24 protein-coding genes are annotated in these 25,486 nt (G+C 56.2%); 10 read left to right on the top strand and 14 right to left on the bottom strand.

Annotated elements, in window-relative coordinates; all coding sequences use genetic code 11:
* Positions 1-42: 42 nt before the first annotated feature.
* The 3 genes from ATG98_RS09875 to dauA form a co-directional block, all read right to left on the bottom strand.
* Positions 43-1,635 (bottom strand): isocitrate lyase, encoded by a 1,593-nt coding sequence (locus tag ATG98_RS09875; protein ID WP_098422822.1) that lies wholly within the window; start codon positions 1,633-1,635, stop codon positions 43-45.
* A gap of 213 nt (positions 1,636-1,848) precedes the next feature.
* Complete coding sequence (locus tag ATG98_RS21840) at positions 1,849-2,022, bottom strand: hypothetical protein (RefSeq protein WP_179887986.1); 174 nt, start codon at positions 2,020-2,022, stop codon at positions 1,849-1,851.
* A gap of 75 nt (positions 2,023-2,097) precedes the next feature.
* Positions 2,098-3,819: a C4-dicarboxylic acid transporter DauA gene (dauA, locus tag ATG98_RS09870; protein WP_098422820.1), complete on the bottom strand. Its 1,722-nt coding sequence runs from the start codon at positions 3,817-3,819 to the stop codon at positions 2,098-2,100.
* Between the two features lie 111 nt (positions 3,820-3,930).
* Between dauA and ATG98_RS09865 the strand changes: the two genes are divergently transcribed.
* Positions 3,931-4,962 carry a ChaN family lipoprotein gene (locus tag ATG98_RS09865; protein ID WP_098422818.1) on the top strand — a complete coding sequence of 344 codons (1,032 nt, stop codon included), beginning with the start codon at positions 3,931-3,933 and terminating at the stop codon, positions 4,960-4,962.
* Between the two features lie 9 nt (positions 4,963-4,971).
* On the opposite strand, the gene ATG98_RS09860 is transcribed toward ATG98_RS09865, so the two are convergent.
* On the bottom strand, positions 4,972-6,039 hold the full coding sequence (locus tag ATG98_RS09860) for a beta-N-acetylglucosaminidase domain-containing protein (protein ID WP_098422817.1): 1,068 nt from the start codon (positions 6,037-6,039) through the stop codon (positions 4,972-4,974).
* A gap of 153 nt (positions 6,040-6,192) precedes the next feature.
* On the opposite strand from ATG98_RS09860, the gene ATG98_RS09855 reads away from it, so the two are divergent.
* The 3 genes from ATG98_RS09855 to ATG98_RS09840 all read left to right on the top strand — a co-directional run bounded on the left by ATG98_RS09855 (position 6,193) and on the right by ATG98_RS09840 (position 9,425).
* The gene (locus ATG98_RS09855) at positions 6,193-7,281 is read left to right on the top strand and encodes an acyltransferase family protein (protein ID WP_098422815.1); all 1,089 of its coding nucleotides are present in this window, start codon (positions 6,193-6,195) and stop codon (positions 7,279-7,281) included.
* Between the two features lie 306 nt (positions 7,282-7,587).
* Positions 7,588-8,133 carry a TRAP transporter small permease subunit gene (locus ATG98_RS09845; RefSeq protein ID WP_098422814.1) on the top strand — a complete coding sequence of 182 codons (546 nt, stop codon included), beginning with the start codon at positions 7,588-7,590 and terminating at the stop codon, positions 8,131-8,133.
* Positions 8,130-9,425 carry a TRAP transporter large permease gene (locus ATG98_RS09840; protein WP_098422812.1) on the top strand — a complete coding sequence of 432 codons (1,296 nt, stop codon included), beginning with the start codon at positions 8,130-8,132 and terminating at the stop codon, positions 9,423-9,425. Before ATG98_RS09845 ends, ATG98_RS09840 begins: the two co-directional genes overlap by 4 nt.
* 66 nt (positions 9,426-9,491) lie before the next feature.
* On the opposite strand, the gene ATG98_RS09835 is transcribed toward ATG98_RS09840, so the two are convergent.
* The gene (locus ATG98_RS09835) at positions 9,492-9,965 is read right to left on the bottom strand and encodes a Dps family protein (protein ID WP_007348420.1); all 474 of its coding nucleotides are present in this window, start codon (positions 9,963-9,965) and stop codon (positions 9,492-9,494) included.
* A 176-nt stretch (positions 9,966-10,141) separates the two neighbouring features.
* A complete protein-coding gene (locus ATG98_RS09830; protein WP_098420884.1) occupies positions 10,142-11,584 on the bottom strand; it encodes a dihydrolipoyl dehydrogenase in 1,443 nt (480 codons plus the stop codon).
* A 120-nt stretch (positions 11,585-11,704) separates the two neighbouring features.
* On the opposite strand from ATG98_RS09830, the gene ATG98_RS09825 reads away from it, so the two are divergent.
* Positions 11,705-12,376, top strand: a complete 672-nt coding sequence (locus ATG98_RS09825; protein ID WP_098420883.1) for a LysE family translocator — start codon at positions 11,705-11,707, stop codon at positions 12,374-12,376.
* Here the strand turns inward: ATG98_RS09825 and ATG98_RS09820 are convergent.
* A complete protein-coding gene (locus ATG98_RS09820; RefSeq protein WP_098424419.1) occupies positions 12,321-13,403 on the bottom strand; it encodes a 3-deoxy-7-phosphoheptulonate synthase in 1,083 nt (360 codons plus the stop codon). The two genes, ATG98_RS09825 and ATG98_RS09820, sit on opposite strands and share 56 nt — an antisense overlap.
* A gap of 369 nt (positions 13,404-13,772) precedes the next feature.
* Here ATG98_RS09820 and ATG98_RS09815 point away from each other — a divergent pair, with 369 nt between their 5' ends.
* The gene (locus ATG98_RS09815) at positions 13,773-14,606 is read left to right on the top strand and encodes a secretin (protein ID WP_179888099.1); all 834 of its coding nucleotides are present in this window, start codon (positions 13,773-13,775) and stop codon (positions 14,604-14,606) included.
* Positions 14,607-14,609: 3 nt separating this feature from the next.
* On the opposite strand, the gene ATG98_RS09810 is transcribed toward ATG98_RS09815, so the two are convergent.
* Positions 14,610-15,149, bottom strand: coding sequence for a molecular chaperone DnaJ (locus tag ATG98_RS09810; RefSeq protein ID WP_098420882.1), 540 nt, complete (start codon positions 15,147-15,149; stop codon positions 14,610-14,612).
* 248 nt (positions 15,150-15,397) lie between these two features.
* On the opposite strand from ATG98_RS09810, the gene ATG98_RS09805 reads away from it, so the two are divergent.
* Genes ATG98_RS09805 through ATG98_RS09790 form a run of 4 tightly spaced genes read left to right on the top strand, consistent with a single transcriptional unit; the run spans position 15,398 to position 20,807 of the window.
* Positions 15,398-16,525: an efflux RND transporter periplasmic adaptor subunit gene (locus ATG98_RS09805; RefSeq protein WP_098422811.1), complete on the top strand. Its 1,128-nt coding sequence runs from the start codon at positions 15,398-15,400 to the stop codon at positions 16,523-16,525.
* Positions 16,525-19,626: an efflux RND transporter permease subunit gene (locus ATG98_RS09800; RefSeq protein WP_098422810.1), complete on the top strand. Its 3,102-nt coding sequence runs from the start codon at positions 16,525-16,527 to the stop codon at positions 19,624-19,626. The genes ATG98_RS09805 and ATG98_RS09800 overlap by 1 nt, the downstream gene beginning before the upstream one ends.
* Before the next feature lie 6 nt (positions 19,627-19,632).
* Positions 19,633-19,944 carry a DUF3301 domain-containing protein gene (locus ATG98_RS09795; RefSeq protein WP_098420879.1) on the top strand — a complete coding sequence of 104 codons (312 nt, stop codon included), beginning with the start codon at positions 19,633-19,635 and terminating at the stop codon, positions 19,942-19,944.
* 26 nt (positions 19,945-19,970) lie between these two features.
* Entirely contained in the window at positions 19,971-20,807 is an 837-nt protein-coding gene (locus ATG98_RS09790) for an inositol monophosphatase family protein (RefSeq protein ID WP_098422809.1), read from the top strand.
* Between the two features lie 3 nt (positions 20,808-20,810).
* Here the strand turns inward: ATG98_RS09790 and thiS are convergent, their stop codons facing one another.
* Genes thiS through ATG98_RS09760 form a run of 6 tightly spaced genes read right to left on the bottom strand, consistent with a single transcriptional unit; the run spans position 20,811 to position 25,475 of the window.
* Positions 20,811-21,011: a sulfur carrier protein ThiS gene (thiS, locus tag ATG98_RS09785; RefSeq protein ID WP_098422807.1), complete on the bottom strand. Its 201-nt coding sequence runs from the start codon at positions 21,009-21,011 to the stop codon at positions 20,811-20,813.
* 10 nt (positions 21,012-21,021) lie between these two features.
* The gene (locus tag ATG98_RS09780; RefSeq protein ID WP_098420876.1) at positions 21,022-21,486 is read right to left on the bottom strand and encodes a DUF423 domain-containing protein; all 465 of its coding nucleotides are present in this window, start codon (positions 21,484-21,486) and stop codon (positions 21,022-21,024) included.
* Positions 21,476-22,276 (bottom strand): symmetrical bis(5'-nucleosyl)-tetraphosphatase, encoded by an 801-nt coding sequence (locus tag ATG98_RS09775; protein ID WP_098420875.1) that lies wholly within the window; start codon positions 22,274-22,276, stop codon positions 21,476-21,478. The genes ATG98_RS09780 and ATG98_RS09775 overlap by 11 nt, the downstream gene beginning before the upstream one ends.
* Positions 22,277-22,282: 6 nt before the next feature.
* Positions 22,283-23,116: a 16S rRNA (adenine(1518)-N(6)/adenine(1519)-N(6))-dimethyltransferase RsmA gene (rsmA, locus tag ATG98_RS09770; RefSeq protein ID WP_098420874.1), complete on the bottom strand. Its 834-nt coding sequence runs from the start codon at positions 23,114-23,116 to the stop codon at positions 22,283-22,285.
* A complete protein-coding gene (gene pdxA / locus ATG98_RS09765; protein ID WP_098422806.1) occupies positions 23,113-24,126 on the bottom strand; it encodes a 4-hydroxythreonine-4-phosphate dehydrogenase PdxA in 1,014 nt (337 codons plus the stop codon). Before pdxA ends, rsmA begins: the two co-directional genes overlap by 4 nt.
* Positions 24,123-25,475 (bottom strand): peptidylprolyl isomerase, encoded by a 1,353-nt coding sequence (locus ATG98_RS09760; protein ID WP_098421801.1) that lies wholly within the window; start codon positions 25,473-25,475, stop codon positions 24,123-24,125. The genes pdxA and ATG98_RS09760 overlap by 4 nt, the downstream gene beginning before the upstream one ends.
* Between the last annotated feature and the right edge of the window lie 11 nt (positions 25,476-25,486).

Genomic DNA, 25,486 nt, shown 5'->3' with positions numbered 1-25,486 from the left:
GAAGAGGAAGTTGCGGAATCCGTGCCGCGTCAGATTAGCCTGTTAGCCAAACTGGTTCATGGTGTTGTCTTTACCACCGGCTTTCAGCGCGGCGTCGCCGGCGAAGAATTCCTTGTGGTCGTCACCAATGTTGGAACCGGCCATGTCTTGGTGCTTAACAGTGGCGATACCCTGGCGAATTTCCTTGCGCTGGACACCTTTGACGTAGGCCAACATGCCTTCGGCACCGAAGTAGCCTTTGGCCAGGTTGTCGGTAGACAAGGCCGCCGTGTGATAAGTCGGCAGCGTGATCAGGTGGTGGAACACACCGGCTTCGCGGGCGGCATCGCGCTGGAAGTCCGCCGTCCACTGATCGGCCAGCTTGCCCAGGTCGGTGCTGTCGTATTCTTCGCTCATCAGCGCAGCTCGCTCGTAGGCCGATACGTCTTTGCCTTCTTCTTTCCAGGAATCGAACACCTGCTGGCGGAAGCTCAGGGTCCAGTTGAACGACGGGCTGTTGTTGTAAACCAGCTTGGCGTTAGGAACCGCTTCCTTGATGCGGTTAACCATGGCTGCGATCTGGCCAACGTGGGGCTTCTCGGTTTCGATCCACAACATGTCAGCGCCGTTCTGCAGGCTGGTGATGCAATCCAGAATAACCCGGTCTTCACCGCTACCAGCCTTGAACTGGAACAAACCAGACGCCAGACGCTTGGGCTTGACTAGCTGACCGTTCTGCTTGATCACCACGTCGCCGTTGTTGATGTCTTCGGCTTTGGCAATCACGTCACCGTCGATGAAGCTGTTGTACTGGTCGCCCAGATCACCCGGCTCTTCGGTTACAGCAATTTTCTGAGTCAGGCCAGCACCCAAAGAGTCAGTACGCGCAACAATCACGCCGTCATCCACACCCAGTTCCAGGAAGGCCAAACGCACAGCGTTTATCTTGGCCAGGAAGTCGGCGTGGGGAACGGTTACTTTGCCGTCTTGGTGGCCGCACTGCTTCTCGTCAGATACCTGGTTTTCGATCTGGATACAGCAGGCACCGGCTTCAATCATCTGCTTGGCCAGCAGGTAAGTGGCTTCTGCGTTACCAAAACCGGCGTCGATGTCGGCAATGATCGGCACAATGTGGGTCTGGTGGTTATCAATCTGGCTTATCAGCTGCCCGGCCTTGGCGTTGTCGCCGGCGTTCTGAGCTTCTTCCAGATCACGGAACAGGTGGTTCAGTTCCCAGGAATCGGCTTGACGCAGAAACGTGTACAACTCGCCAATCAGACCGGATACGGCGGTTTTCTCGTGCATGGACTGGTCTGGCAGCGGGCCGAACTCTGAACGCAGGGCGGCAACCATCCAACCGGACAGGTACAGGTAGCGGCGCGAGGTGTCGCCGAAGTGTTTCTTGATGGAAATCATCTTCTGCTGGCCGATAAAACCGTGCCAGCAACCCAGAGACTGGGTGTACTGAGAGGTGTCGTTATCGTAGTTCGCCATGTCTGCGCGCATAATCTTGGCGGTGTACTTGGCGATATCCAGACCGGTCTGAAATTTGTTCTGGGCGCGCATGCGGGCCGCGTGTTCAGGCTTGATGGCGTTCCAGGTAGGATTCTGTTTCAACAGGGTGGTTAGGGCGTCAACGTCTTTTGAGTAGGGCATGGTTCATTCCTTTGTACGTCAGTTTTTTCAAGGGCGTCGAATTTAAATCCAATTCTCCCTGGACATTGGCGACTACTTTAATGCCTCTCAGCGCATAACTGAAATTTATATAATCTATATTCAGCATTTTTTTTATGAATATGCTTCAATTCAGACAAAGCACCACTAAACGGTCTCCCGGCGCCAGTTCCACTGCCTGCCGCCGCGACGGATTCAACAACAGATGGCGGCCCTGACTGTCGGCATTGGCGTAATAAACGCCCACCAAACGGCCGCGCCCACACTGGCAAATTTTTGCCCGACCACCAATAGCTGGAAACCCGCGCCTTTTACCAACTGACGCTCAACAACGAACTTAACGCGATCCATAATTCGAAATGGCAGCATGCAAAACTCTTTTTGCTGTTAGCTGGGACACTGTTTATTAGAGCTCGATTTTGTAGCAGGTGATGTTAACAGTGATCAACGCTTGCCGGCTTGCACCAGAGCATCAGCCAGTGTGGGTGTAAAGCGGCTAACACCGTTTACCGGCGCCACCCCTGCACGAGCCAGAGCTCGCAGCGGCTGATACTGCAAGTCGGCAATAATAATACGGGTGCCATCGCGCTCGCACGCGGCCAGGAGTTTATTCAAGGCAGACAGCCCACCCGCGTCCAGCAAGGTCACGCCGTCCATATACAGAATAAAACCACGGGTGTTTTTGGACAGTTCCGCCAGCTCGCCAAAAATACGCTCGGCAGCGGCGAAGAACAGCGGCCCGTTGATCTTGAACACTTGCCAGCCGGCGGGCAAGTTAGCCTGCGTCACCCGCTGATTGCTGGATATGTCGGTCACCCGTGTCATCTGCGCCATTTCGCGCATGAACAGCACCGCTGCCAGCAGTACGCCAGTGGTAATGGCAATCACCATATCCAGCGCAACCGTCAGGCTGAAGCAAGTCAGGAACACCACAAGGTCACCGCGGGGCGCTGTTTTAAGCAAGTGCACGGCTTTTGGCGCTTCGCTCATATTCCACGCCACTATCAGTAGCAACGCCGCCATCGCCGGCATTGGCAAGTAAGACAGCACCCCGGCCAGCGCTACCAGCGCCAGAACCACCACCAGCGAGTGCACAATCGCAGACACCGGCGATTCGGCGCCAGCGCGATAGTTGGCGGCCGAGCGGGCAAGCGCCGCGGTGGCTGTAATACCACCGAAGAAGGGTGCGATTATGTTGGCCAGACCCTGCCCCAGCAATTCACTGTTGGCGCTGTGGCGCTTACCGGTCATGCCATCCAGCACCACCGCACACAGTAAGGATTCAATCGCGCCCAGCATGGCAATGGCAAACGCTGCCGGAATCAGAGCCTGAATCAGGTTCCAGGACACCTCCAGGGGGCTGCCATCGGCACCGGCCTGCTGCCAGGGCAAGATAAACTCGGGCAAAAATGGAGGAATGCCACTGCCACTGGTGCCATCGGGGAGTAAATAACTGAAACGCGAGCCGATGGTATCAATGGAGGCACCCTGACTGTTCAGCCACAGCGCCAACAAACTACCCACAATTACGGCAGGTAAGTGCGGCGGTACCGGTGTTTTCAGCCGCGGCCACAGCAGCATGATAGCCAATGTGACCCCGGCCACCAGAGTACTCATGGCATCCAGCGCGGGAGCAGCTTGAACCAGCGCAGCCAGCTTTCCCCAGTAATGCTCGGGCATAGCCGCAATCGGCAAACCAAACAGGTCTTTCACCTGCAAAGTGGCGATAACCACCGCAATGCCTCCGGTAAATCCCAGGGTCACCGGCTCCGGTATGTACTCAATAAAGCGCCCAAGGCGCATGACCGCCATAACCAGCAGCAACATCCCGGACATCACCGTGGCTAGCAGCAAACCGCCCAACCCGTATTCTTGGGCAATGGGGTATAGAATCACCACAAAAGCGGCGGTCGGGCCGGAAATGCTGTAACGGCTGCCGCCTGTGAGCGCAATCACCACGCCGGCAATAATGGCCGTGTACAAACCGTATTGGGGAGCCACACCGCTGGCAATAGCCAGTGCCATGGCTAGCGGAATCGCAATAATTCCCACGGTAATACCGGCCATCACATCTTTTGCAAAACGCCGGGAACTGTAAGGCTCCTGCACACAGGCTTCGCGGATCGCGTGGCCTGGGCGCAGGGAAAACAAATGGCTGCGGGACATAAACAACTTGCCTGTACGAAGGGCTTCGACGGGCATTATACTCGCTATACAGCCAGATCGTATTCGGAAAATTTATTAGTAGTATGCTTACCGCAACGGAACTTCGCGCTTATGTCCACAAGTCTTTACAACATTCGTTACCTGATTGGCGCTTTAGTGTTGGCAATAACAGCCGGCTGCGCGACCTCCCCGGCCTCACACAACACCTTGAAAGCACCTCAAAACCAGTATCAGGCGCAGATAGTTGACCCGCAGCCTGACACCCTGAACACGTTAACCGTAGAGCAGCTGGCAAGGCGTTTAACCAACGCCGATGTGGTGGTGGTTGGCGAATATCACGGCCATCATGCCAGTCATCTGCTTCAAGCCCAGCTACAGTTGGCGCTGTTTCAGCAGCAACCCCAACAGATACTGAGCATGGAGCAATTTGAAACCAATCAGCAGGATGCGCTGAACCAGTATCTGGCGGGCAGCAGCGGCGAAAGCGAAATGATTGAAGACACCGGCGCCTGGGACAATTACCGCGCGTCTTACCGGCCGTTGGTCGAGTTCGCCCTTAGCCATCAATTACCCGTGATTGCGGCCAATGCGCCAGGCGATATCGTGCGTTGTGTGGGCCGCGAAGGGCCGCATATTATTGACGATTTATCTCAAGCGCAGCGCCAAACCATTGCCCAACAACCGTTTATGGACACCCCGGCCTACCGCCAACGCTTTGATGATGCCATTGGCGCAAGTCATGGCGGCGACGGCGACAACGACGACGACGCTATGAAGCAGCGCCTGGACAACAGCTACAAAGCACAATTATTGCGCGACAACACCATGGCCGAACGCATTTTGCAGGCCCGCCGGGATTACCCGGGCCGCCAGATACTGCACGTAAACGGCAATTTCCATAGCGAACAGCATCAGGGCACGGTAGCGCTGCTGCACAAGCGTGCACCGGAGTTAAACGTTGCAGTGATCAGCCCGGTTTTCTGGCCCGAAAACGAAGCCATGCCCGAGCTGTCTGAACACCGCAGCAAAGGCGACTTTCTGTATTTTCTGCAGCCACTGCCAGACGCTTACAAAAACGACGACCGCCGCAACCGCGCCATGCGCGAGCGGTTCAGCCAGGCCGAACAGCAATCCTGCAACTAACTGAATAGGTTATTGGGTGGCTACAACTTCGTTGGTAACGGCGTAATCACCGGCCAGCCAGCGCAGTATTTCGTCGGCCGCCGGGTGGTCAAAGCTATCGTAGGTATGCACCAAAGCCTGCTTGCGTTCGGCAGACAGGCGTTCCAGACCGGCGTCTTGCAACACCAATAAATCTGCTTGCACCCGATCTGCCAGCGCCTCCCCAAGAACCTCTCGCGCCGCGCTATGGAGCGCCTTACCGTATTCGTAATTCGGCCCCAGCTGATAACTCTGCGCCAGGGTAATGGCCGGAATGCAGGTCAGCGTTGACTGCAGCGCCGGATTAATGGCGTGGCCAGCGATATACGCAGCGTTAGCCACCGGGCGGCCGGTAAATCCACGCAGGTGCAAGTGGCGCGACATACGATCGCCATCATTAACCGGGTAGTTGTCCCACAGCAGAGGTTTGCGCCCCAGTAGCTGCCCCACCCGCTTTAAATGACCGGGGGAAATCTCCCGCGAACACACTTCCTCGCCGGTCCAGAATATCTGTATGGCAGGGTCCAGTGCCTGTCCCAGGGTTTGTAGATAGTCCGCAGGGCGCGGGCCAAACACTCGATCCAGCACCGGGTCGTCAGAGTAGTAGGTCGGGCACACACTGATACGCCGAACCGCGGAGTGTTCGGCAACCCAGTGCACAATATCGGCCTGTGCCTGCGCCGTGTGCGGTCCGCTGCCGTGCATGTCGTCAAACAGGATCGCCAGTTCATCCAGCCCCAGCTGGTCAAACAGCGCCAGCTTGCGCGCCAGTGCTTGCCGGCCGCCTGCATCAAAGTTGTGAAACAGTTCAAACGGGCTCAGGCCCACACCAAAACGCACGCCGGCGGCTTTGCAGAAGCTGGCGAAGGCAGCCATTTCCGCGGCCGCCTGGGGCGGATGTGATTCCCGCCAGCGCCGCCTTAAAAACGCATCGGCTTTCGGCGCATAAAGATAAAAGCCGTAACCGTGGGGCGCCAGCCTGTGAACCAGTTGCCGGCGCTGCGCCCAGGTCCACAATGGGCCATAAAAGCCCTCGATAATGCCCAGTTCTGGTGCCATGAACAATCTCCCTGCGGATGCCTGCGTTGAACCCGATGGCTGTACTGAATGATGAACACATCGTATAGCGCGGACAAGGTAACCGTATAGCCAGGCCGTATTGCCGCCACGCAAAGCAGGCTACTATAAGCCGAATCCGTGACGAGACCGCCCATGTCCTGCTCTTCTTCCAGTTCGTCTTCAAGCTCCTCTTCCAATTCCAGATTAGGCAGCCTGGATGCGCTGCGTGGACTTGCGGCCTTTGGTGTGGTGCTGTTTCATTACCTGCCTTACTACCACGAAATGTATGGCCACGGCTTTGCACTCTGGCCCTGGCTTGATTACGGATTGTCATTTGGCCGCTACGGTGTGCACCTGTTCTTTATACTCAGCGGATTTGTGATTTTCATGACTCTGGAGCGCACTTCCCATGCTGGCTGGTTTGGTGCAGCCCGCGCTTTGAGGCTATTGCCGGCTTTGTGGGCCGGCATTCTGCTCACCGTTATCAGCGTGCACTTTCTTGGGCCGCAGGATCGCGCGGTTAGCCTGAGCACGGCGCTCGCCAACGCCACCCTGATGCACGAATATCTGGGGCTGGAGCACGTCGATGGCGCTTACTGGAGCCTGGTGATTGAAGTCACCTTCTACGGCTGGATGGCTTTGCTGTATTTTACCCTGAAAGACTGGTACAAGCTGCGCGCGGCGCTTTGGCTGTGGGTGCTGGTGAGCTATGCGGGCGTGATCTGGTGGAAACAGATTCCCGACGGTTTGGATTTTCTGGTCAAAGAATTATTGTTTGTAAAATACGCCCCCCTGTTCATTGCCGGCATGCTGATCTACCGTCTTTATCGCTACGGCCGCCCCCCAGCCGCAGATGCCGTGCTGCTCGCACTGGCTGTTTGTCACGGCCTTTTAGCTTACAATTTTCCGTACAGCCTGTTCGTGCTGGGCTGCTTCTCAATATTTTCTCTGGCCGTGGCAGGGCGCCTGAACTGGCTGGCGAATGGGCCCCTGCTCTGGCTGGGCGGGCTTTCCTACAGCCTCTATTTAGTTCATCAAAATATTGGCTACGGGGTCATTAGCTGGAGCTACGACGCAGGCCTGCCCGGCTGGTTCGGTGTCTGCCTTGCTCTTGGCATCGTTCTGCTTTTTGCCTGCCTGATCCACTACAGCGTTGAAAAACCCGCTTTACGGCAGTTTAGGGCTTGGCGCACCCGCGCGAATACTGCCCGGGCCGTTACAGCACCTACGACCTATACCTAATGCCCTATGTTTTTCGTTCCACCGATTAAAAATAACTGATAATGTGAATTAGATGTATCGCGTTTCTGTCGAAAAAAGAAGCTTCTGAAAGCAACGAGCAAGCGGCCCGGATTATAAAATCCCAGGAAGACTATCTCGCTCAAAGCCGCGCTTATACCGAAATTTCTGAGCAGGCATACCTGAACACGATGGGCACAGTAGAGTAAGATACAGTTTGTAATAGAGCCGGGTTCGTTCTGAGAGCGATCCCGGTTTTGTTGTTTTTAGCTATAGCAGAATCGCCAGCGCCCTGGCGGAGGATTGTGAATGCAGTGGATTATAAAGCTGGACGAGGGCCTTGCGCGCCTCTCTAATTTTTGCGGCTGGATCGCCTGTGTCGCCATGATATTGATGGTTGGTAACGTTTTTTACGACGTTGTTGCCCGCTACGCATTTGACCAAGTATCCATCGGTATGCAGGAAATGGAGTGGCACCTTTACTCCGTGGTTTTCCTGTTCGGCATTCCCTATGCGTTGCGCACAGACGGCCACGTTCGGGTAGACGTGCTTTATACGAAATGGAGCAACAAAACCAAGGCATGGGTAAACCTGACAGGCGCTCTGCTATTTGTGGTGCCATTCGCCTATTTGATCGGCATTTATGGCTACGATTTCGCTCTGAGCTCCTACAGCATGGGCGAAGGCAGCGGCGATCCTGGCGGCCTGCCTCACCGTTGGCTGATCAAATCCACAATACCGGTTTCTGCGTTCTTTATCGCCATCGCCGGCCTTAATATGGCGACTTACGCCCTGCGGGTTATGCATGGCGACAAACTGTACGAAGGTGAACACAACGGGGAGGGACTCGCATGATCGGCATGATTATGTTCGCCGTGGCCCTGGCAATGTTGATGGTGGGCTTCCCTGTCGCCTTCACGTTTGGCGGCGTGGCTTTGTTTTTTGGTGTGTTGTCAGAAGGTATGGATCTGTTCGCTTTTATGCCTTATCGCATCATGAGCGTTATGCAGAATACGGTTTTGATGGCCGTTCCCCTGTTTATCTTTATGGGCGTTATCCTGCAGCGCACGCGTTTGGCTGAGCAGCTGCTGACCTCCATGGGTCGGCTGTTTGGCGGCCTGCCCGGCGGCCTGGCTATTTCTACCATTCTGGTTGGCGCGCTGCTTGCGGCCTCCACCGGAGTGGTAGGCGCAAGTGTGGTTGCCATGGGCCTGATTTCGCTGCCGGTCATGCTTGCCCACAAGTACGACAAGCGCCTGGCAACAGGCACCATCTGTGCGGCAGGTACGCTGGGCCAGATTGTTCCTCCGTCCATTATACTAATTATTCTGGGCGACGTGCTCGGGCTTCCCGTTGGCGATCTGTTTCGGGCAGCCGTTGGGCCCGGCGTGGTTCTTATCGGGCTCTATATCGTTTATATCCTGATCATGACCCGCTTCAAACCCGAAACGGCTCCGGCGATGCCTGAAGACAAGAGCATTTCCCGTAAAAAGGAAGTCATGAATGCACTGCTGGCCATCATTCCGCCGCTGGCGCTGATTGTAATTGTGCTTGGTTCAATCTTTACCGGGATTGCGACGCCGACAGAATCCTCGGCCCTTGGTGGCGTTGGGGCCATTTTGCTGGCCCTTATCTATGGCCAGTTCTCATTCCAGATGGTCTGGAATGCTTCAAAGGATACGGTGAAAGTAACGGCCATGGTGTTCGCCATCCTGATCGGTGCGACTGCCTTCTCGATGGTGTTCAGCTACAGCGGTGGCGATTACCTGCTGGAAGAATGGATGTTGCAGCTGCCGGGCGAGAAATGGGGCTTTATCATCCTCGCTATGCTGGTGATTATGGTGCTGGGCTTCTTCATCGATTTTGTGGAAATTTCCTTCATCATCGTGCCCATTCTGGCGCCCGTGGCCGAAGCTCTGGGCATCAACATGCTCTGGTTTGCCATTCTTATCGCTATGAACCTGCAAACCAGCTTTTTGACGCCGCCCTTCGGGTTCGCTTTGTTTTACCTAAAGGGGGTTGCTCCGCCGGAGGTGCGAACGGTCGACATCTACAAGGGGGTGCTTCCATTCATCCTCCTGCAGGTGTTTGTGCTGGCGCTGATTGTGATTTTCCCTGAATGGTTCGGTATGAGTTCGTCGTATTAGCGAAAATTTACTGGCAGATAGAAAAATGGCGGCCACATGGCCGCCATTTTTCGCATTAACCGGGGCTTACTGGCCCAGGTAGCTGCGATACATCCACAGGGTTTTTTCCTGTTCGGCAATGTAATCACTCATCAGCGACGCGGTGCCTTCATCGTCGGCGTCGTTGGCCAAACTCAGCAGTTCGCGCTGTTTGCCAATCAATTTTACAAAGCTTTCTGTTATGTTCTGCACGGCGTCTTTGCCGTTAGACACGTCTTTACGCTCAGGGATGTCAGACCGCTCCATGTAGGTGCTGTAAGCGTGGGCGGGGTGGTGGCCCAAAGTCAAAACACGCTCGGCAATTTCATCAATCTTCAGCAGCAACGCGTCGTACTGTTCTTCAAATTTAACGTGCAACTCAAAGAAATTATCACCCTTGATGTTCCAGTGATAACCACGCACGTTCATGTAAAATATTTGATAGTTAGACAGCAAGTCATTCAGCGAATCCGCCAGCTTCTGAGTTTTCGCAGTATCCAAACCAAGAAAGTTCTTACTCATATTCGTCTCCTTGACGTTCGATGACATTATCACCACTGTGGCGCCGCGCGCGGCAAAGCGGAAGTTTAACCAGTTGATCGCCGCAATAGGGTTAGACTTGGGCCCGCTTCAGGTTAATTTCAAGGCCATGTGGCACCCAAGCTCCATAACAAACGTTAATCCAGACCGGCCAAACGTCATACGCCCGGACCGCAGTCCATGCAGTTGCTGTCAGCAGCAGGGCCCATACTGAGTTTACGACTCAGGTCTTGTAAGGCACTGCGCAGACCTTCTTCAATCACCGGGTGATAGAACGGCATGTCGAGCATTTCACTCACCGTCATTCGGCGCTGAGCCGACCAGGCCAGCAAATGGGCAATGTGCTCGGCGGCAGGGCCAAACATCTCGGCGCCCATAAACAAACCGCTACCGTGTTCACCGTACACTCTCAGCAGTCCGCGGTTTTTCCCGATTACCCGGCTGCGGCCCTGATTTTCAAAGCTGACTTCTCCCACTGCGTAATGGCCGCGGCAACGCTCATCCACCTGCTGGATAGTCAGCCCCACTGTAGCAATCTGCGGGTCGGTAAACACCACCGCCAGCGGCACTTTGCGTGAACCTGCGCGAACATCCGGATAGCGGCCAGCATTGTCGCCAGCAATACGCCCTTCATCAGCGACTTCGTGCAGCAAAGGCACTTCGTTGTTCACGTCGCCAGCAATGAATATGTGGCTGTCGCCACAGCGCAGAGTATAACTATCGAAAATCGGTATGCCGTGGTCGTCCAGCTGCAGATCGGCGTTTTGTATATCCAGCCCGTCAATATTCGGGCGCCGACCGGTTGCTGCCAGCAGATAGTCGAATTCTTCGGTTACGATCTTATCGTCGGCGTTTTTAAAACTTATGGAGACACCCTCGGCACTGCGCGCAACCGCCGTGACATCGGCGTCGGGGTCCAGCGGGAATTCGCGGTTGAAGCTTTTTAACGCGTAGTCACGCAGCTGCGGGTCTTGCAGCGAACCCAGGCTTCCACCCACACCAAACATGCGAATGCGCACGCCCAGCCGCGCCAGTGCCTGGCCCAGCTCAAGGCCAATGACTCCGGGACCAAACACCGCCACCGAGGCCGGCAAGTCATGCCAGTCGAACAGGTCGTCATTGACCACCAGGCGATCTCCGGCTTCTTTCAAAAACCCCGGAATATTGGGGCGCGAGCCGGTCGCTATGACGATGCGCTCAGCCGTCACTTCGGTATGGTCGCCCACCATTAAACAGTGCGGCGAGGCAAAACGTACATTACCGTGCAACCGATCTTGCTCAGGATAGCTTTCTGCCGACTTCACCACAGATGCAACAAACCGATCCCGTTCCGATCGCACCCGTGCCATCACCGCCTCACCATCAACCGCAACTGTGGGGCAGGTTATTCCGAAAAGGCCTGTACTGCGTGCTGCGTGGGCCGCATCGGCGGCGGCAATCAACAGCTTGCTGGGCATACATCCTACCCGGGCGCAGGTTGTACCGTACTGCTTGCCTTCGATCAGTAGCACACTGTCGGTGTGTTTACGCGCCCGTTGGTAAGCAACCATGCCGGCGGTGCCGGCGCCAATAATGGCTACCTCAACCTTTCGCTGTTTCATAACAGCCTCCTTGTGAACGTATCTTGAACAATTACTATAGCAGCCGTTTGTACTTGGCATATCAATGCGTTGTGTTTCACAATACCGCCCCTCATCCGATCCACACAAGGGGCACGTGGCATGAACACGTTCTGGCCAGAATTTCTGATCGTCGTTCTAGTGCATTTTCTGGCGGTCGCCAGCCCTGGGCCCGACTTCGCGGTTATGTTGCGCCAGGCACTGTGCCAAACCCGCGCAAACTCTCTGTTAACGGCCGCAGGCATAGGCGCGGGAATTTTAGTGCATGTGGCTTATTCACTGTTGGGCATAGGGCTGCTTATTCAGCAATCGGTGCTGCTGTTCAGCATTTTGAAAGTGATTGGCGCGCTGTATCTGACATGGATCGCGGTGCAATGCCTGCGTGCCAAAGCGGGAGGGGTTTACGTGGAGGCTGCAAAAGCACCGCGCCAAAGCCAAATGGCGGCGCTGCGCCTGGGCTTTCTGACAAACGCGCTCAACCCCAAAGCCACGCTCTTTTTTGTCTCGCTGTTTTCGGTGATTATCAGCCCCGGCACACCGGTTTTTGTACAAGCCGGCTATGGCCTGTATATGGCTCTGGCCACTTTTTTATGGTTCAGCCTGGTGACTGTGTTCTTTAGCCAGCCCAGGGTACGCAAGGGCTTTAACCGTTTCGGTCACTGGCTGGACCGGCTGATGGGCGGTGTGCTGCTGCTCTTGGCCGGCCAGTTATTGCTGTCTACAGTGAGCGGAGCAGAGCCTCTGTCTGCTCCCATCCCAGGCACGGATCGGTAATCGAGCAGCCGTATTGAAGGTCTGCACTGTCGTTCTGCCGGCCCGGCTGCAAAAAGCTTTCCAGCATTAGCCCACAAATGTGGCGATTACCAGCGCGCCGTTGGGCGACAACATCCCGCGCTATCTCTTGCTGGCGCTCGTGTTGTTTACAGGCGTTATCATGACTGCAGTCCACCATCACCGCCGGCTTCAGGCCGGCCTGCTGCAGCGCATGGGTTGCGCGGGCAATGCTGTGGCTGTCGTAATTGGTGATACCGCGACCACCACGCAAAACCAGATGGGTGTCAGCGTTGCCCTCGGTAGAAATCATTACCGGCGTGCCTCTGGCAGACAGCCCTGGATGATGGTGGCCGTGGGCCGCGGACTGCATGGCATTGGTGGCCACCGCGATGCCGCCGTCAGTGCCATTTTTAAAACCCACCGGCATTGGCAGGCCGCTGGCCATTTCGCGATGCAGCTGCGATTCCGTGGTGCGGGCACCAATAGCCGTCCAGCTCACCAGGTCCCCCAGGTAATCCATGGCAAACGGACTCAGTGCTTCAGTGGCTAGCGGCAGGCCGGTGGCCGCCAGATTCAGCAACAATTGCCGCGAGCGTACCAAGCCCTGATGCAAATCGCCCCGCCCGCTGCGTTCGGGGTCGTATAACAGGCCCTTCCAGCCAACTGTGGTGCGGGGTTTCTCCAGGTAGGCGCGCATCACAATCAGCATGCGGTCACTGACATCCGCCGCCAGCTGTTTCAGCCTTTGCGCGTATTCCAGGGCGGCTACTTCGTCGTGAATGGAGCATGGTCCGATCACTACCAGCAGGCGGTCATCTGCTCCGTTGAGGATATTACGAATCGCCTGGCGCTGGTGTTCAATCTGCGCCTCAAGCTTCGCCACCAGCGGAAAATCCCCACGCAATTGATCGGGCGTGGGCAAAGCCACCTCACGGCGACGGGCCGGGGGGCTTACTACCGCGTTCTCTACGGCATTCTCTATCGCGCTCTCTACTGCATTCTCAACAACACTTAATGGCATATTCATGGCGGTGTGTCCGTTTCCCTGTTCCAAAATCAAAAACCCCGGCTGGGCTACCAGTCGGGGTTTTTGATTCCGGTGGCAGCCTGGGTGGTCTGCCGGGCTGCCTTCCTCGTTGTACGGTGATGAAGATCTAAGGGCGGCCCGGGGTCTGGCTAAAATAAAAGCCAAAGTCGCGCCACCAAAACGAAACAGCCAATGCCGCCGCTGACGGTTCACTACCGAAAGCTTGCTGAACATTTAATTGGCAAATTGCTGGCTGAGTCTTCATGCTTTTTACTATAACCGGCCTGTTTTCAACTTGGCAACCACTTATGCAAAGTTTTTATCTGGCGCTGTCAATGGCAGGCGTCAGCCCAAATCGCGGAGTACCCGATGAATTGTCCCAGTATTTCCCGCCTCACAGCGTCAAACGTAATGGTGCTGTTTATTACGTTCCTCCTGTTTTTGGTTTCAACCAATGCCTTTGCGGCAAGCCAAAGCCGGGCTTACAACCTGAACCAACGCCCGGCTGCTGATGTGGCCGCGCAAATTCGCGATCTTTACGAAGAAGTGAATGTCACCGTTGTTGGGCAGAAAATTGTAGCCCGCGGCGAAACCCGTCTGCTGGACGAAATCGATCAAATTATTCAGCAACTGGACGTTGCTACGGCGCAGCTACGGATCAGCGTGCAGTCTCGGGAAGATATCGGCGGCAAACGCAGCGGTGGCGGCGTCAACCTGACTCAAAATAACACGTCAAGTAGTCGCAACATCATTAATAGCAATACAGTCACGATCAGTGCCCAAAGCAAAACGACCAGATCATCCGGCAATCGCGAGCGCTCACTGGTTGTGCAAGATGGGCAATCGGCTCAGATCAGTGCCGGCCAAATTCGCAGCTTACCGTTTGCGGCCCGTGGCGGACGAAATCCAGCCGTGTTGTTGCAGCTGGTCGAAACCCGCAGCGGTTTTGTGGTTACTCCGCGGATGATTTCACCGCAGAATATAGAACTCAGTATTATGTCGTTTGAGCAGGACGCCCCGGCCCTGCCGGGTTATGACACCGAAGCGCTCATGACCATCCGCCAGGTTCAACCTGGGCAGTGGGTATCGCTGGGTGGCGTTGACCGCAGCGAAAGCCGCGAAAATTCCGGCATTGTGTACCAGGTTAATAGCAGTGAAAATCGAAGCAGTGAGATTCGCGTGCGGGTGGATATTTTACCCTGATGCTCATGTTTTGGCCCCACGCAGCAGCACACGTTTTGCCTCGTTAACCTTCGCAGCCAGGTAGTCGTTGCCGCCGCGGTCGGGGTGGATTTTTTGCATCAGCCGGCGATGGGCCATCACGATGTCATCGCGGTTGCACCCGGGCGTAACGCCAAGAATTTCGCAGGCTTCACGCTCGCTGACCTGCCCGGCCACATCAGCGCCAGCCCGCTGGCGCTCCTCACCGTCGGTGCTACCCTTATTACTGCTGCCCTGGCCATTGCCCGCTTGACCATTATTAGCTTGACCATTAAGAGTGCGCTGAATAAAGGGCAGATATTTCAACAGCGCCGGCAGCTTTCTCAGCAACGGCAGCAAAGCGGCAACAGCGGCCGTCAAAACGTGAATGCGGCCCGTCAGCACCATCAGCAGCAACAGCCCGCCACCGCCGATAAGAATGGCCTTCCAGGTGGCCGCTTTTTTCTTTTCCGGCGACAAGGTCCCCCATTGCCGCAACACTACAAACAGCCCGGCAGCCAGAGCAATTCCCAAAATCCAGTGCATGCGTTGATCCCCATAGTAACTTCGGCCGTAATTCTGTCACCGAATACCTGTACAAAGCCAGATAGGACACATTTTCAACGGAGTTTCAGTGATGCCGTCGAGCAACACCCGTGTCCGAGTCTATCTATAAAAGCAGATGAACGTTTCAGCCACTTTTATAGGATGCTATGCTTTGCGGCTTAACCTAATTCCCCCTGCCATTCCTGTGCTAATACGGGGCGTAATCTGAATTATCAAGGTCTGTCATCATGCGTACTGCTTTTCGCTTCGTTATTGTTATCGTTCTTCTCGGCGTCGTTCTTGGCGGTATTTTCGGATACACATTCTGGCAAACTGGCCAGATGCAGGAGCAAATGTCACAACCGCCGCCGCCAGCGGAAATCTCGGTGGTGCAATCGCAGACCGAGCAGTGGACACCGGCCGTGAAGGCCGTGGGCAGCATCGTGGCGGTGAATGGCATTGATGTAGCCAATGAAGTGCCAGGCGTTATTCAGCAGATCAATTTTGAATCCGGCGACCTTGTCAGCACGGGTGACGTGCTGATTCGTCTGGACGCCGCCATTGAAGAAGCGGCCCTGCGCACCCGCGGCGCCGAGGCCCAGCTCGCCCGCCAGGAGTTCCAGCGCATTGCCGATCTGTTGCCGAGACGCGCGGTATCGCAGTCACAGTATGATCAAGCCAAGGCTAACTACGATGCCGCCAACGCCCGTGTGAACGAAGCCGAAGCCCAGCTCAGTAAAAAAGTAATTCGCGCACCTTTTGACGGCACATTGGGTATCCGTCTGGTGGATCAGGGGCAGTACATTGCCACCGGCACGCCGATTGTTGAAATCAACATGCTGGACCCTATTTACGTTGATTACACCCTATCGGAAAAGAATCTACCCGACGTAGCCGTGGGCTATGCTGTGGCGGCCACCGTTGCTGCGGCACCAAATACTGAATTCAAAGGCACCGTCAGCGCCATCAATACGTCGGTGAACGCCGACACCCGCGGCGTGCGCATTCGCGCTACCCTTGCCAACCGCGACCAGCGGCTGCGCCCGGGCATGTTTGCCACGGTGAGTACTCGTCAGCCTGACGATATAACCGTAGTGACCGTGCCGCGCACCGCAATTTCCTACAACACTTACGGCGATTTCGCCTTTGTAGTAGAAAACAATGATCAAGGCCAAAAAGTGGTCACACGTCGCAGTGTTCGCTCGGGCAATGCCCGTGAAAACAGGGTTGCGATTCTTGAGGGCCTGGAAGCGGGCGAAACAGTCGTCTCCAAGGGCCTGCTGCGATTGCGCTCGGGCCAGCCCGTGAAGATTCAGGAAGCCAGTGACAACGCTGAAGAGAATGCAAGCCAGGGTCAACAGGAGGCGTCTGAATAATGCGTTTCACTGATATATTTATCCAGCGCCCGGTGCTGGCAATCGTCATAAGCCTGCTAATTATGCTGCTGGGTGTTCGCGCGGCCATGGACCTGGAAATACGCCAGTACCCGCAGCTGGAAACCACCACCGTCACCGTCTCTACCGCTTATCCAGGCGCCAGCTCAGACCTGATTCAAGGCTTTATCACTACGCCACTTCAACAGGCCATCGCTGAATCAAGCGGTATCGACTATCTGATTTCGACCAGTGCCCAGGGCTCTTCAACCATAGCAGCCCACATGAATCTAAACTACGACGCCAATGCGGCCCTTGCCGAGATTCAGTCGAAAGTGGCAAGCCAACGTAACGTTTTGCCGGCCGAAGCCCAAGACCCGGTCATCAGCTCCAGCACCGGCGACTCCACTGCACTGATGTACATCGCGTTTTACAGTGAAGGTGCATTAAGCGTACCGCAAATTACCGACTACCTGACCCGGGTTGTGCAGCCCCAGTTGCAAGCGATTAGCGGCGTCGGTAAGGCTCAGTTGCTCGGGCGCACGTTTGCTGTGCGGGTGTGGCTGGACCCGGAACGCCTGGCTGCGGTGAACATGACCCCGGTAGAGGTTGTCGATCAGTTGCGTGCGAATAACTATCAGGCCGCAGTTGGCACCACCAGAGGTGAGTTTACCGAGGTAGCGCTGACCAGCAACACCGACATTGCCGACCCTGAAGACTTCAAACAACTCGTGGTAAAACAGAAAGACGGCACCCAGATCCGCTTGCAGGACATTGCGCGAGTTGAACTGGGCGCACAATCTTACGACCAGCTCGCCATGTACAAAGGCATCCCGGCCACCTTCACCGCTATTGAGCTAGCCCCCGGCGCTAACCCGCTAACCGTGGCCAAACTGGTGAAAGATGAACTGCCGGGTATTCGCAGTCAGGTGCCCGCAGGCCTTGAGGTTCAGCTGGCTTACGACGGCTCACAGTTTATAGAGGACTCCATCAGCGAAGTGATCAAAACCCTGGCCGAAGCGATGGTGATTGTCTTGATCGTCGTGTTTTTATGCCTGGGTTCTGTGCGCGCCTCTATAGTTCCCGCTATTGCGGTTCCACTATCGTTGGTAGGCGGTGTGTTTATAATGCTGCTGTTTGGCTTCTCGCTGAACCTGCTGACCCTTCTTTCAATGGTGCTCGCAATCGGCCTGGTGGTGGATGACGCCATCATCATGGTGGAAAACATTCACCGGCACATTGAAAACGGCGAATCACGATACGATGCGGCGATCCATGGCGCCCGGGAAATGGCCGTTCCCATTATCGCGATGACAACAACCCTGGTAGCAGTGTATGCGCCCATCGGCTTTATGGGGGGCCTTGTAGGCTCACTGTTCACCGAGTTCGCCTTTACTCTGGCTGGCACCGTGGTGATTTCCGGGATTGTAGCCTTGACCCTGTCGCCCATGCTGTCAGGAAAAGTTCTTAAACCCCACGGCGATCCCGGCAAATTCGAACACTTGGTAGAGCGCACCTTCCAGGGCATTGCCAATGGTTATTCCACGGCCCTTGTGTCGCTGATGAAAACCAAGTCGGTGGTGGTGTTTTTTGCCTTGGCGATATTGTGCTCAATCTACTTCATGGTCACCATGAGCCAGAATGAACTGGCGCCGACCGAAGATCAGGGCATTTTGTTCTACCAGGGTCTGGGCCCCCAAACCTCCACCCTCGACTATTTGCTCGAAAACGGGAAAGAAGTTCAAGATCGGTTATCGACCGTCGACGGCTACTACGAAGACTTTATGGTTCTGGGTTTCACTGCGCCAAACGCGGTGTTTGGCGGACTAAAAATGAAGCCCTCGGCAGAGCGCGACATAACCCAGTTTGAAGTGCAGCCTAAAATGACCGCCGAACTGAGCAAAGTGACCGGTCTGCAAACGGCGGTGTTCGCGCCACCCGCCCTACCCGGTTCTGGCGGCGGTCTGCCGTTCCAGTTTGTAGTGACCACCGGTGGCAGTTACGAGCAATTGAGCAGCGTTGCCGACGAACTGGTAGGCGCGGCCATGCAAAGTGGCAACTTCCTGTTCCTGCGCACGTCCATCAGCTTTGACAAGCCGGTTACCCGCATCGATGTGGATCGTGATCGGGTAGCAGACCTGGGCCTGTCGATGAGAGACGTTGGCCAGCAGCTGAGCAGTATGCTCGGCGGCGGTTACGTTAACCGGTTCAATATGGAAGGCCGCTCCTATCAGGTTATTCCCCAAGTGGATCGAAACTTCCGCACAGACGAACAGGCTCTGAAGGATTACTACATTCGTGCCGACAACGGCGCTCTGGTGCCTTTGTCCAGCGTGGTGTCTTTCAGCAGCGATGTAGAACCATCGAACCGTACCCAGTTCAACCAACAAAATTCGCTGACCCTTGAGGGCGTGGTTTCACCTGGTGTGGCCTCTGGCACCGCCATGGACTTCATGGAGCAGACGTCGGCGGACATATTCCCCCAAGGCTTTGGTTTTGACTACAAGGGCGAAACCCGTCAGCAAGCAAAACAGGGCAACGCTTTGATGGTGACCTTCTTACTGTCGCTCTTGGTGATTTATCTGGTGCTGGCGGCGCAGTTTGAAAGCTGGCGCGACCCATTGATCATTTTGATCTCAGTGCCCATGTCGGTAGCCGGAGCCATGGCGTTTATTGTGCTGGGCTTTGCTACCATGAACATCTACACCCAGGTAGGTCTGATTACCCTGATAGGCGTGGTGTCGAAGAACGGCATATTGATTGTGGAATTCGCCAACCAGCTGCAAAAAGATAAAGGCCTGAATAGACTGGATGCCGTGGTGCAAGCCGCATCTATTCGTTTACGGCCTATTATTATGACGTCACTGGCGCTGATCTTCGCGATGGTACCGCTGCTGCTGGCCTCCGGACCGGGCGCTCAAAGCCGCTTCGCGATCGGACTCACGATTACTGCCGGGCTGGGCATTGGTACTTTGCTCACTGTGTTTGTACTGCCAGCGTTTTACGTGCTGCTGGCGCGGGACCACAACGCCGCCAGCAAAGACAAGCATGAGGATGACAATGGAGAAAATCGCGATCACCCCAACCACGCCCCAGCCAGCTAATTCGCATTGACGCTGCTCAATCTGTTTTGGCTGTTTGTTCTTGGCTTCGCTACCTGGTACTGGTGGCGGGCCAAGGCCATCAAAGATGGCGTGCTGGTTGCGGCCAAGCGCTACTGCAAAACCATGGATGTGATGCTGCTGGATGACGTTGTGTACCTGCGCGGTGTGTGGGTAAAACGCGACAGCGGCGGACAGCTGCGAGTATGGCGGCGCTTTATGTTTGACTTCACCACCACAGGCGAAGAACGTTATAGCGGCCGCATTATTATGTTAGGCCGGAACATTGTGCACACCGAACTTGATACCCACCGGCTTTGAAAACCGCTTTACGGCCAGGAGGCACCATGTCTGACTCTATTTCCCTATACGAGATCACCGATTTCGCCCAAGCCCTGGCTCTTGAAGCCGGAGAGCTGATTCGCCACGAGCGCGATCACAACACCCTGCGTACCGATTACAAACAGCAAACTGAGCTTGTGACTCACGCCGATATAATGGCGGACGAGTTCATTACCGGTGCCATCCGCAAACGCTTTCCGGAACATCGCATTCTGTCGGAAGAAACCATGCCCGACCTGACTCAGGCCGAGCACATCGATACGCCGCTGTGGGTGATTGACCCGATCGACGGCACCGTGAACTACGCCTACGGCCACCCACAAGTAGCCGTTTCCATCGCCTACGCCGAGCGCGGCCAGGTACAGGCAGGCGTTGTGCACGCACCCTTCGCCGGCCAGAACGGCAAAGGTGAAACCTTCCGCGCTACCCGCGGTGATGGGGCAACCCTAAACGGCCAGGCGATCCGCCACAGCAACGCCAGCGAACTGCGCCAAGCACTGTTTGCCACCGGGTTCCCTTATACAAAAGACGCGCTGGAACCGCTGTTAAAGCGGTTGGATGCAATGATTCACCAATGCCGTGATTTGCGCCGGATTGGCTCTGCGGCTCTGGATATATGTTGGGTGGCCTGCGGCCGGTTGGACGTATACTACGAAAATGTCAGCCCCTGGGATTTTGCCGCCGCAAGGCTGATTGCCATCGAAGCCGGCGCCCACGCTGGACACTTCGGCGAGGTACCCGAAAATCGACCCGCGGACCTATGGGGCAAAGACATACTGATCAGCGCGCCCAAGCTGTGGCAGCCTGTGCGAGATGTTTTGCGCGAAGCGTCTGGTTATTAACAATCAACCGCCACCAATGGCGCGCACCACTTCTATCTGATCGCCCTCAGTCAGCGCCGTGTCTGCGTGCTGGCTGCGGGGCACTATGTCTTCGTTCAGTTCAATGGCCAAGCGTTTGCCCGCCAAACCCAGATGCTCTATTAAGGCACCCACGGTAGCGCCGGCGGACAACGCCATTGGCTCGCCGTTCACTGTCAATTTCATAGCCATTACCTTATTCAATCCGTTTTGAATCCGCGTTAAATGTGAGTGCTGCTACCACAAGCAGCAGCCAGCCGATCATAAAACACAGCCCACCGATGGGCGTAATCAGGCCAAGGCCCTTGGTTTGAACCAACACCAGCGCATACAGACTGCCGCTGAACAAAACGACACCGGCCAGCATAAAAGCCGCCGCCACCGTCAGCAGCTTGCGCGACAAGCCAAAGCCGGCCAGTACGGCCACCAGAACCAGCCCCAGGGCGTGGTACATCTGGTAAGTCGCAGCCATTTCAAACACTTCCAGGCCACGAGCATCCACCACATCGCGCAGGCCGTGGGCGCCAAAAGCACCCGCCATTACCGCAAACAATGCCAGTACAGCACCCGTTACCAAAGCCCAGATCATCAGCGCCGGACGAGCAACGGCCTGCCCGCCAGCCTCGCCAGCGAGTCCGGATTTAGAACGCTTAGCAGTCACAAGAGGTGATCTCCTCGCTATCCAGGTTCATCATGGTCAGTGCTCCGCCCCAGACGCAGCCGGTATCCAGGCCGATAAAGCGTTTTTGTCCGGTATGGCCCTCCAGTGCGGCCCAATGGCCAAACACCACGCGAGTACTGTCGTCGCGGGCATAGTCAAACCAGGGCGCAAAGCCTTCAGGTGCGGTGTCCACAGATTCTTTGGCTGTTAACTCCAAAGCACCCCCGGCGGAGATAAAGCGCATACGGGTAAAGTAATTGGTGATCACCCGCCAGCGGTCCATACCGCTCAGGCCAGGCTGCCAGCCTGCGGGCTGATTGCCGTACATGCCGGCAAAGTATTCGGCGGCTTGCGGGCCACGGATCACCTGTTCTACTTCGCGAGCGTGGGTGCAGGCCTGCTCCACCGTCCAGATATGAGGAAGCCCGGCGTGGGCCATCAACAGGTCGCGCTTGGGATCATAAACGCACAGTTTTTGCTGGCGCAGCCAATCCAGTAGCTGATCGCGATCAGGCGCCGTAAGAATGCTGTCGAGAGTGTCTTTACGCTTTGTCTTGTGGTCGGCCATAGCCACGGCTAGCAGGTGCAGGTCGTGATTGCCCAGAACCACCTCGGCGCTGGTGCCCAGGTTGGCAATATAGCGCAGTGTTTTCAGGGACTGAGGACCGCGGTTGATTAAATCTCCCGCTACCCACAGACGGTCCCGCGACGGCGAGAATCCGACCTTGTCTAAAACCTGCTGCAAAGCGTCGTAACACCCTTGAATGTCGCCAACGGCATACTCACTCATAAGCGGTCACTCATTGCCAGCTCCGGGCGCCTTGAGGTCAGCGCCCGGTACACGTGTCACCAGATAGTCAGCGATGGCGACATACTCTGCCAGACCAAGATTTTCCGGGCGCAGGCCATCATTGATCCCTAACTGCTGGAGCTCGGCGGCGGTAACAAAACCGCCCAGGGCCTTGCGCAGGGTTTTACGGCGGGCGTTGAACGCACTGCGCACCACCGCCTGCAGCGTACCCAGGTCTTTAGCCGGGTGCGGTAAGGTGGTGTAGGGCACCAGCCGGACAATGAACGAATCCACTTTTGGCGCAGGGCGGAAGGCATCCGGCCCAACTTCAAACAGTGGCTGCACTTTGCAGAAATACTGGGTCATGATGCCCAGACGGCCATAATTGTTGTCGCCCGGAATCGCCGCCATGCGCTGCACCACTTCCTTTTGCAGCATGAAGTGCATGTCCTTAACTACGCCGCTCTGGGCCAGCAAGTGAAAGATCAGCGGTGTTGAAATGTTATAGGGCAGATTGCCAATAATCCGCAGCGGCTGCTCGCCCGCCAGTTCGTTAAAGTCGAACTTCAGCGCGTCGGCCTGGTGAATGCGAAATTCTGGATAGTTAAAGAACTTAGTGCGCAATATGGGTATCAAATCGCGATCCAGCTCCACCACCTGCAGGCGCGGATTCACCGCCAGAATTTCTTCGGTGATGGCGCCCAGGCCAGGGCCAATTTCTACAATGGACTGATCGGGCTTGGGGGCAATAGAGCGCACAATGCGCTCGATAACGCCGGGATCGTGCAGGAAGTTCTGGCCAAAGCGCTTGCGGGCCTGATGGCCGGGTTGTCTGCTCACGGTATTTCTCTCTTCATCTGATTGGCGCGCAAACCACGGGCCATTTGTTCACCCACGCGAATGGCTGTTAACAGGCTGCCGCCGTCGGCTTTGCCGGTACCGGCCAAATCCAGCGCGGTGCCATGGTCCACCGAGGTGCGCACAATGGGCAGGCCGAGGGTAATGTTTACCGCGCGACCAAAACCCTGAAATTTCAACACTGGCAAGCCTTGATCGTGAAACATTGCCAGTGCGACGTCGGCGTCATCAAGCCAGTGCGGCGTAAACAAGGTGTCTGCTGGCAACGGGCCAGTCAGAGTTATGCCCTCAGCGCGCAACCGTTCCAGTGTGGGCTCAATCACTTCAATTTCTTCACGCCCCAAGTGCCCGCCTTCGCCGGCGTGGGGGTTCAGTCCGGCCACCAGAATGCGCGGCCGGGCAATATTGAAAAAGGTTTTCAAGTCGGCGTTCAGAATCCGCACCACCTGGCTCAGGCGTTCGGGGGTTATGGCCGCCGACACGTCTTTAAGGGGCAAGTGGGTGGTTACCAGCGCCACCCGCAATTCTTCGGTGGCCAACATCATGACCACCCGCTCAACACCACACAATTCCTGCAGGAACTCGGTGTGGCCGCTAAAAGCGATGCCTGCGTCGTTAATCACTCCCTTGTGCACCGGCGCGGTCACCATGCCGTCAAAAGTGCCGTTCAGGCAGCCTTCGGCAGCGCAAGTCAGGGTATCCAGCACGTATTGGCTGTTGCCGGTGTCCAGCTGGCCCGCCTGGTTGCTACTGCAACCGTTAACGTGCATGACCGACAATTCGCCGGCGGCGGTGCTGGCAGCCATGCCGGGCTGCCAGGCTTGCAGCTGAACGCTTAACCCGAGCAAACGGGCACGGGCTTCCAGCAACGGCTGGCTTGCCACCACAACAATGCCTACCTGCCGTTCCTGAGTGGCTAGCTGCAAGCACAACTCAGGCCCAATGCCGGCGGGTTCGCCAGCGGTCAGGGCCAGGGTAATCCGCTCACTCATGATGCATTTTCATCTAGGTCGGCGGCAGCCTCAGTGTCACTGCTTTCGGCATAGCCCGGCTTGAACTCGACAAATGCCTCATCACGAATTTCCCGCAGCCAGTTCTGCAGTTCATTTTCGAACTTGCGCTGATAAAGGGTCTGGCGAGTTTCAGATTCGCGGAATTCGTCGCTCATGTCTTTCTGCCGACGCTCTTGCACCTGCAACAGATGCCAACCGAACTGGGAACGCACCGGGCCTTCAATCTGTCCCACGGTGGCATTTTGCATGGCTTGTTCAAATTCTGGCACCATCTGCCCGGGGTTTACCCAACCCAGATTACCGCCGTCAGAACCCGATACGGTATCGTCAGACTCGGCCTTGGCCAGCTCGGCAAAATCAGCCCCGTTTTGCAATTTTTCAAAAAGATCGCGAACTTTATCCTCGGCTTCGGCTTCGGTAATCGCGTCAGACGGCTGTACCAGAATATGCCTTACCCGGTTTTGCTGAACCAGTTTCTGCTGTTCGCCACCGCGCTGTTCCATCACCATCACCAAGTGAAAACCGCTGCTATTCTGTAGTACTTCAGACGGCTGACCCACCACCAGGTCTGGCACCACTGGAGCTACCAGCGACGGCAACTGGCTTTCAACGCGCCAGCCCATGTCGCCGCCCTCAAGGGCGTTGCTGGCATCCGATTCTGCTACCGCAACCGCACGAAAGTCCCGGCCTTCCACAATCTGCTGGCGCAGTGTCTCGGCCTTGCTGCGAGCGGCTTGAACCGACGCATCGCTGCCGGGGTCCTCGGTTTCGATAAAAATGTAAGCCAGGCGATACTCGGCGGTATTGCCACCACCGGCTTCCTGCGCCTGCTGGTAGTTTGCTACTTCGCGGTCTGTTACCCGAATACGGCTGCCTACCTGGCGCTGCTGAACCCGGCTGGTGAGCAGTTCATTGCGGATCTGCTCGCGGGCATCACGGTAGCTGACGCCTTCGCTGGCCAACTGCTGCTCGAACTGTTCCAGGCTCATACCATTGCGACCGGCAATACTGACCATGGTTTCGTTCAGTTCGTTATCGCTGATGCGCATGCCCATTTTGCCCGCCATCTGCAGCTGCACCGATTCGGTAATCAGCTGTTCCAGCACCCGCTCCTGAAGCAAGCTGCGCGGAGGCAAGGTGGTTTCCTGGGCTTGCAGCCGGGTAACGATGGTGTTGATGCGGGCGTCCAGCTCGGTGGCCAGAATCACGTCGTCATCGACAATCGCAACCACTTGGTCCAGCAGTTGGCGATCGGCCTGGGTCGCCAGCGGCAGTAATGCCAACAGCAGCATCAGGGTTGTTACACAGTGGCGAAGGGTCGCCTTCATAGTCACCTCGT

It is taken from the genome of Marinobacter sp. LV10R520-4, assembly GCF_002563815.1.
Lineage (GTDB): Bacteria > Pseudomonadota > Gammaproteobacteria > Pseudomonadales > Oleiphilaceae > Marinobacter.
The sequence above is the reverse complement of the archived record's forward strand: the minus strand, read 5'-3'. Positions and strand labels throughout refer to the sequence as shown.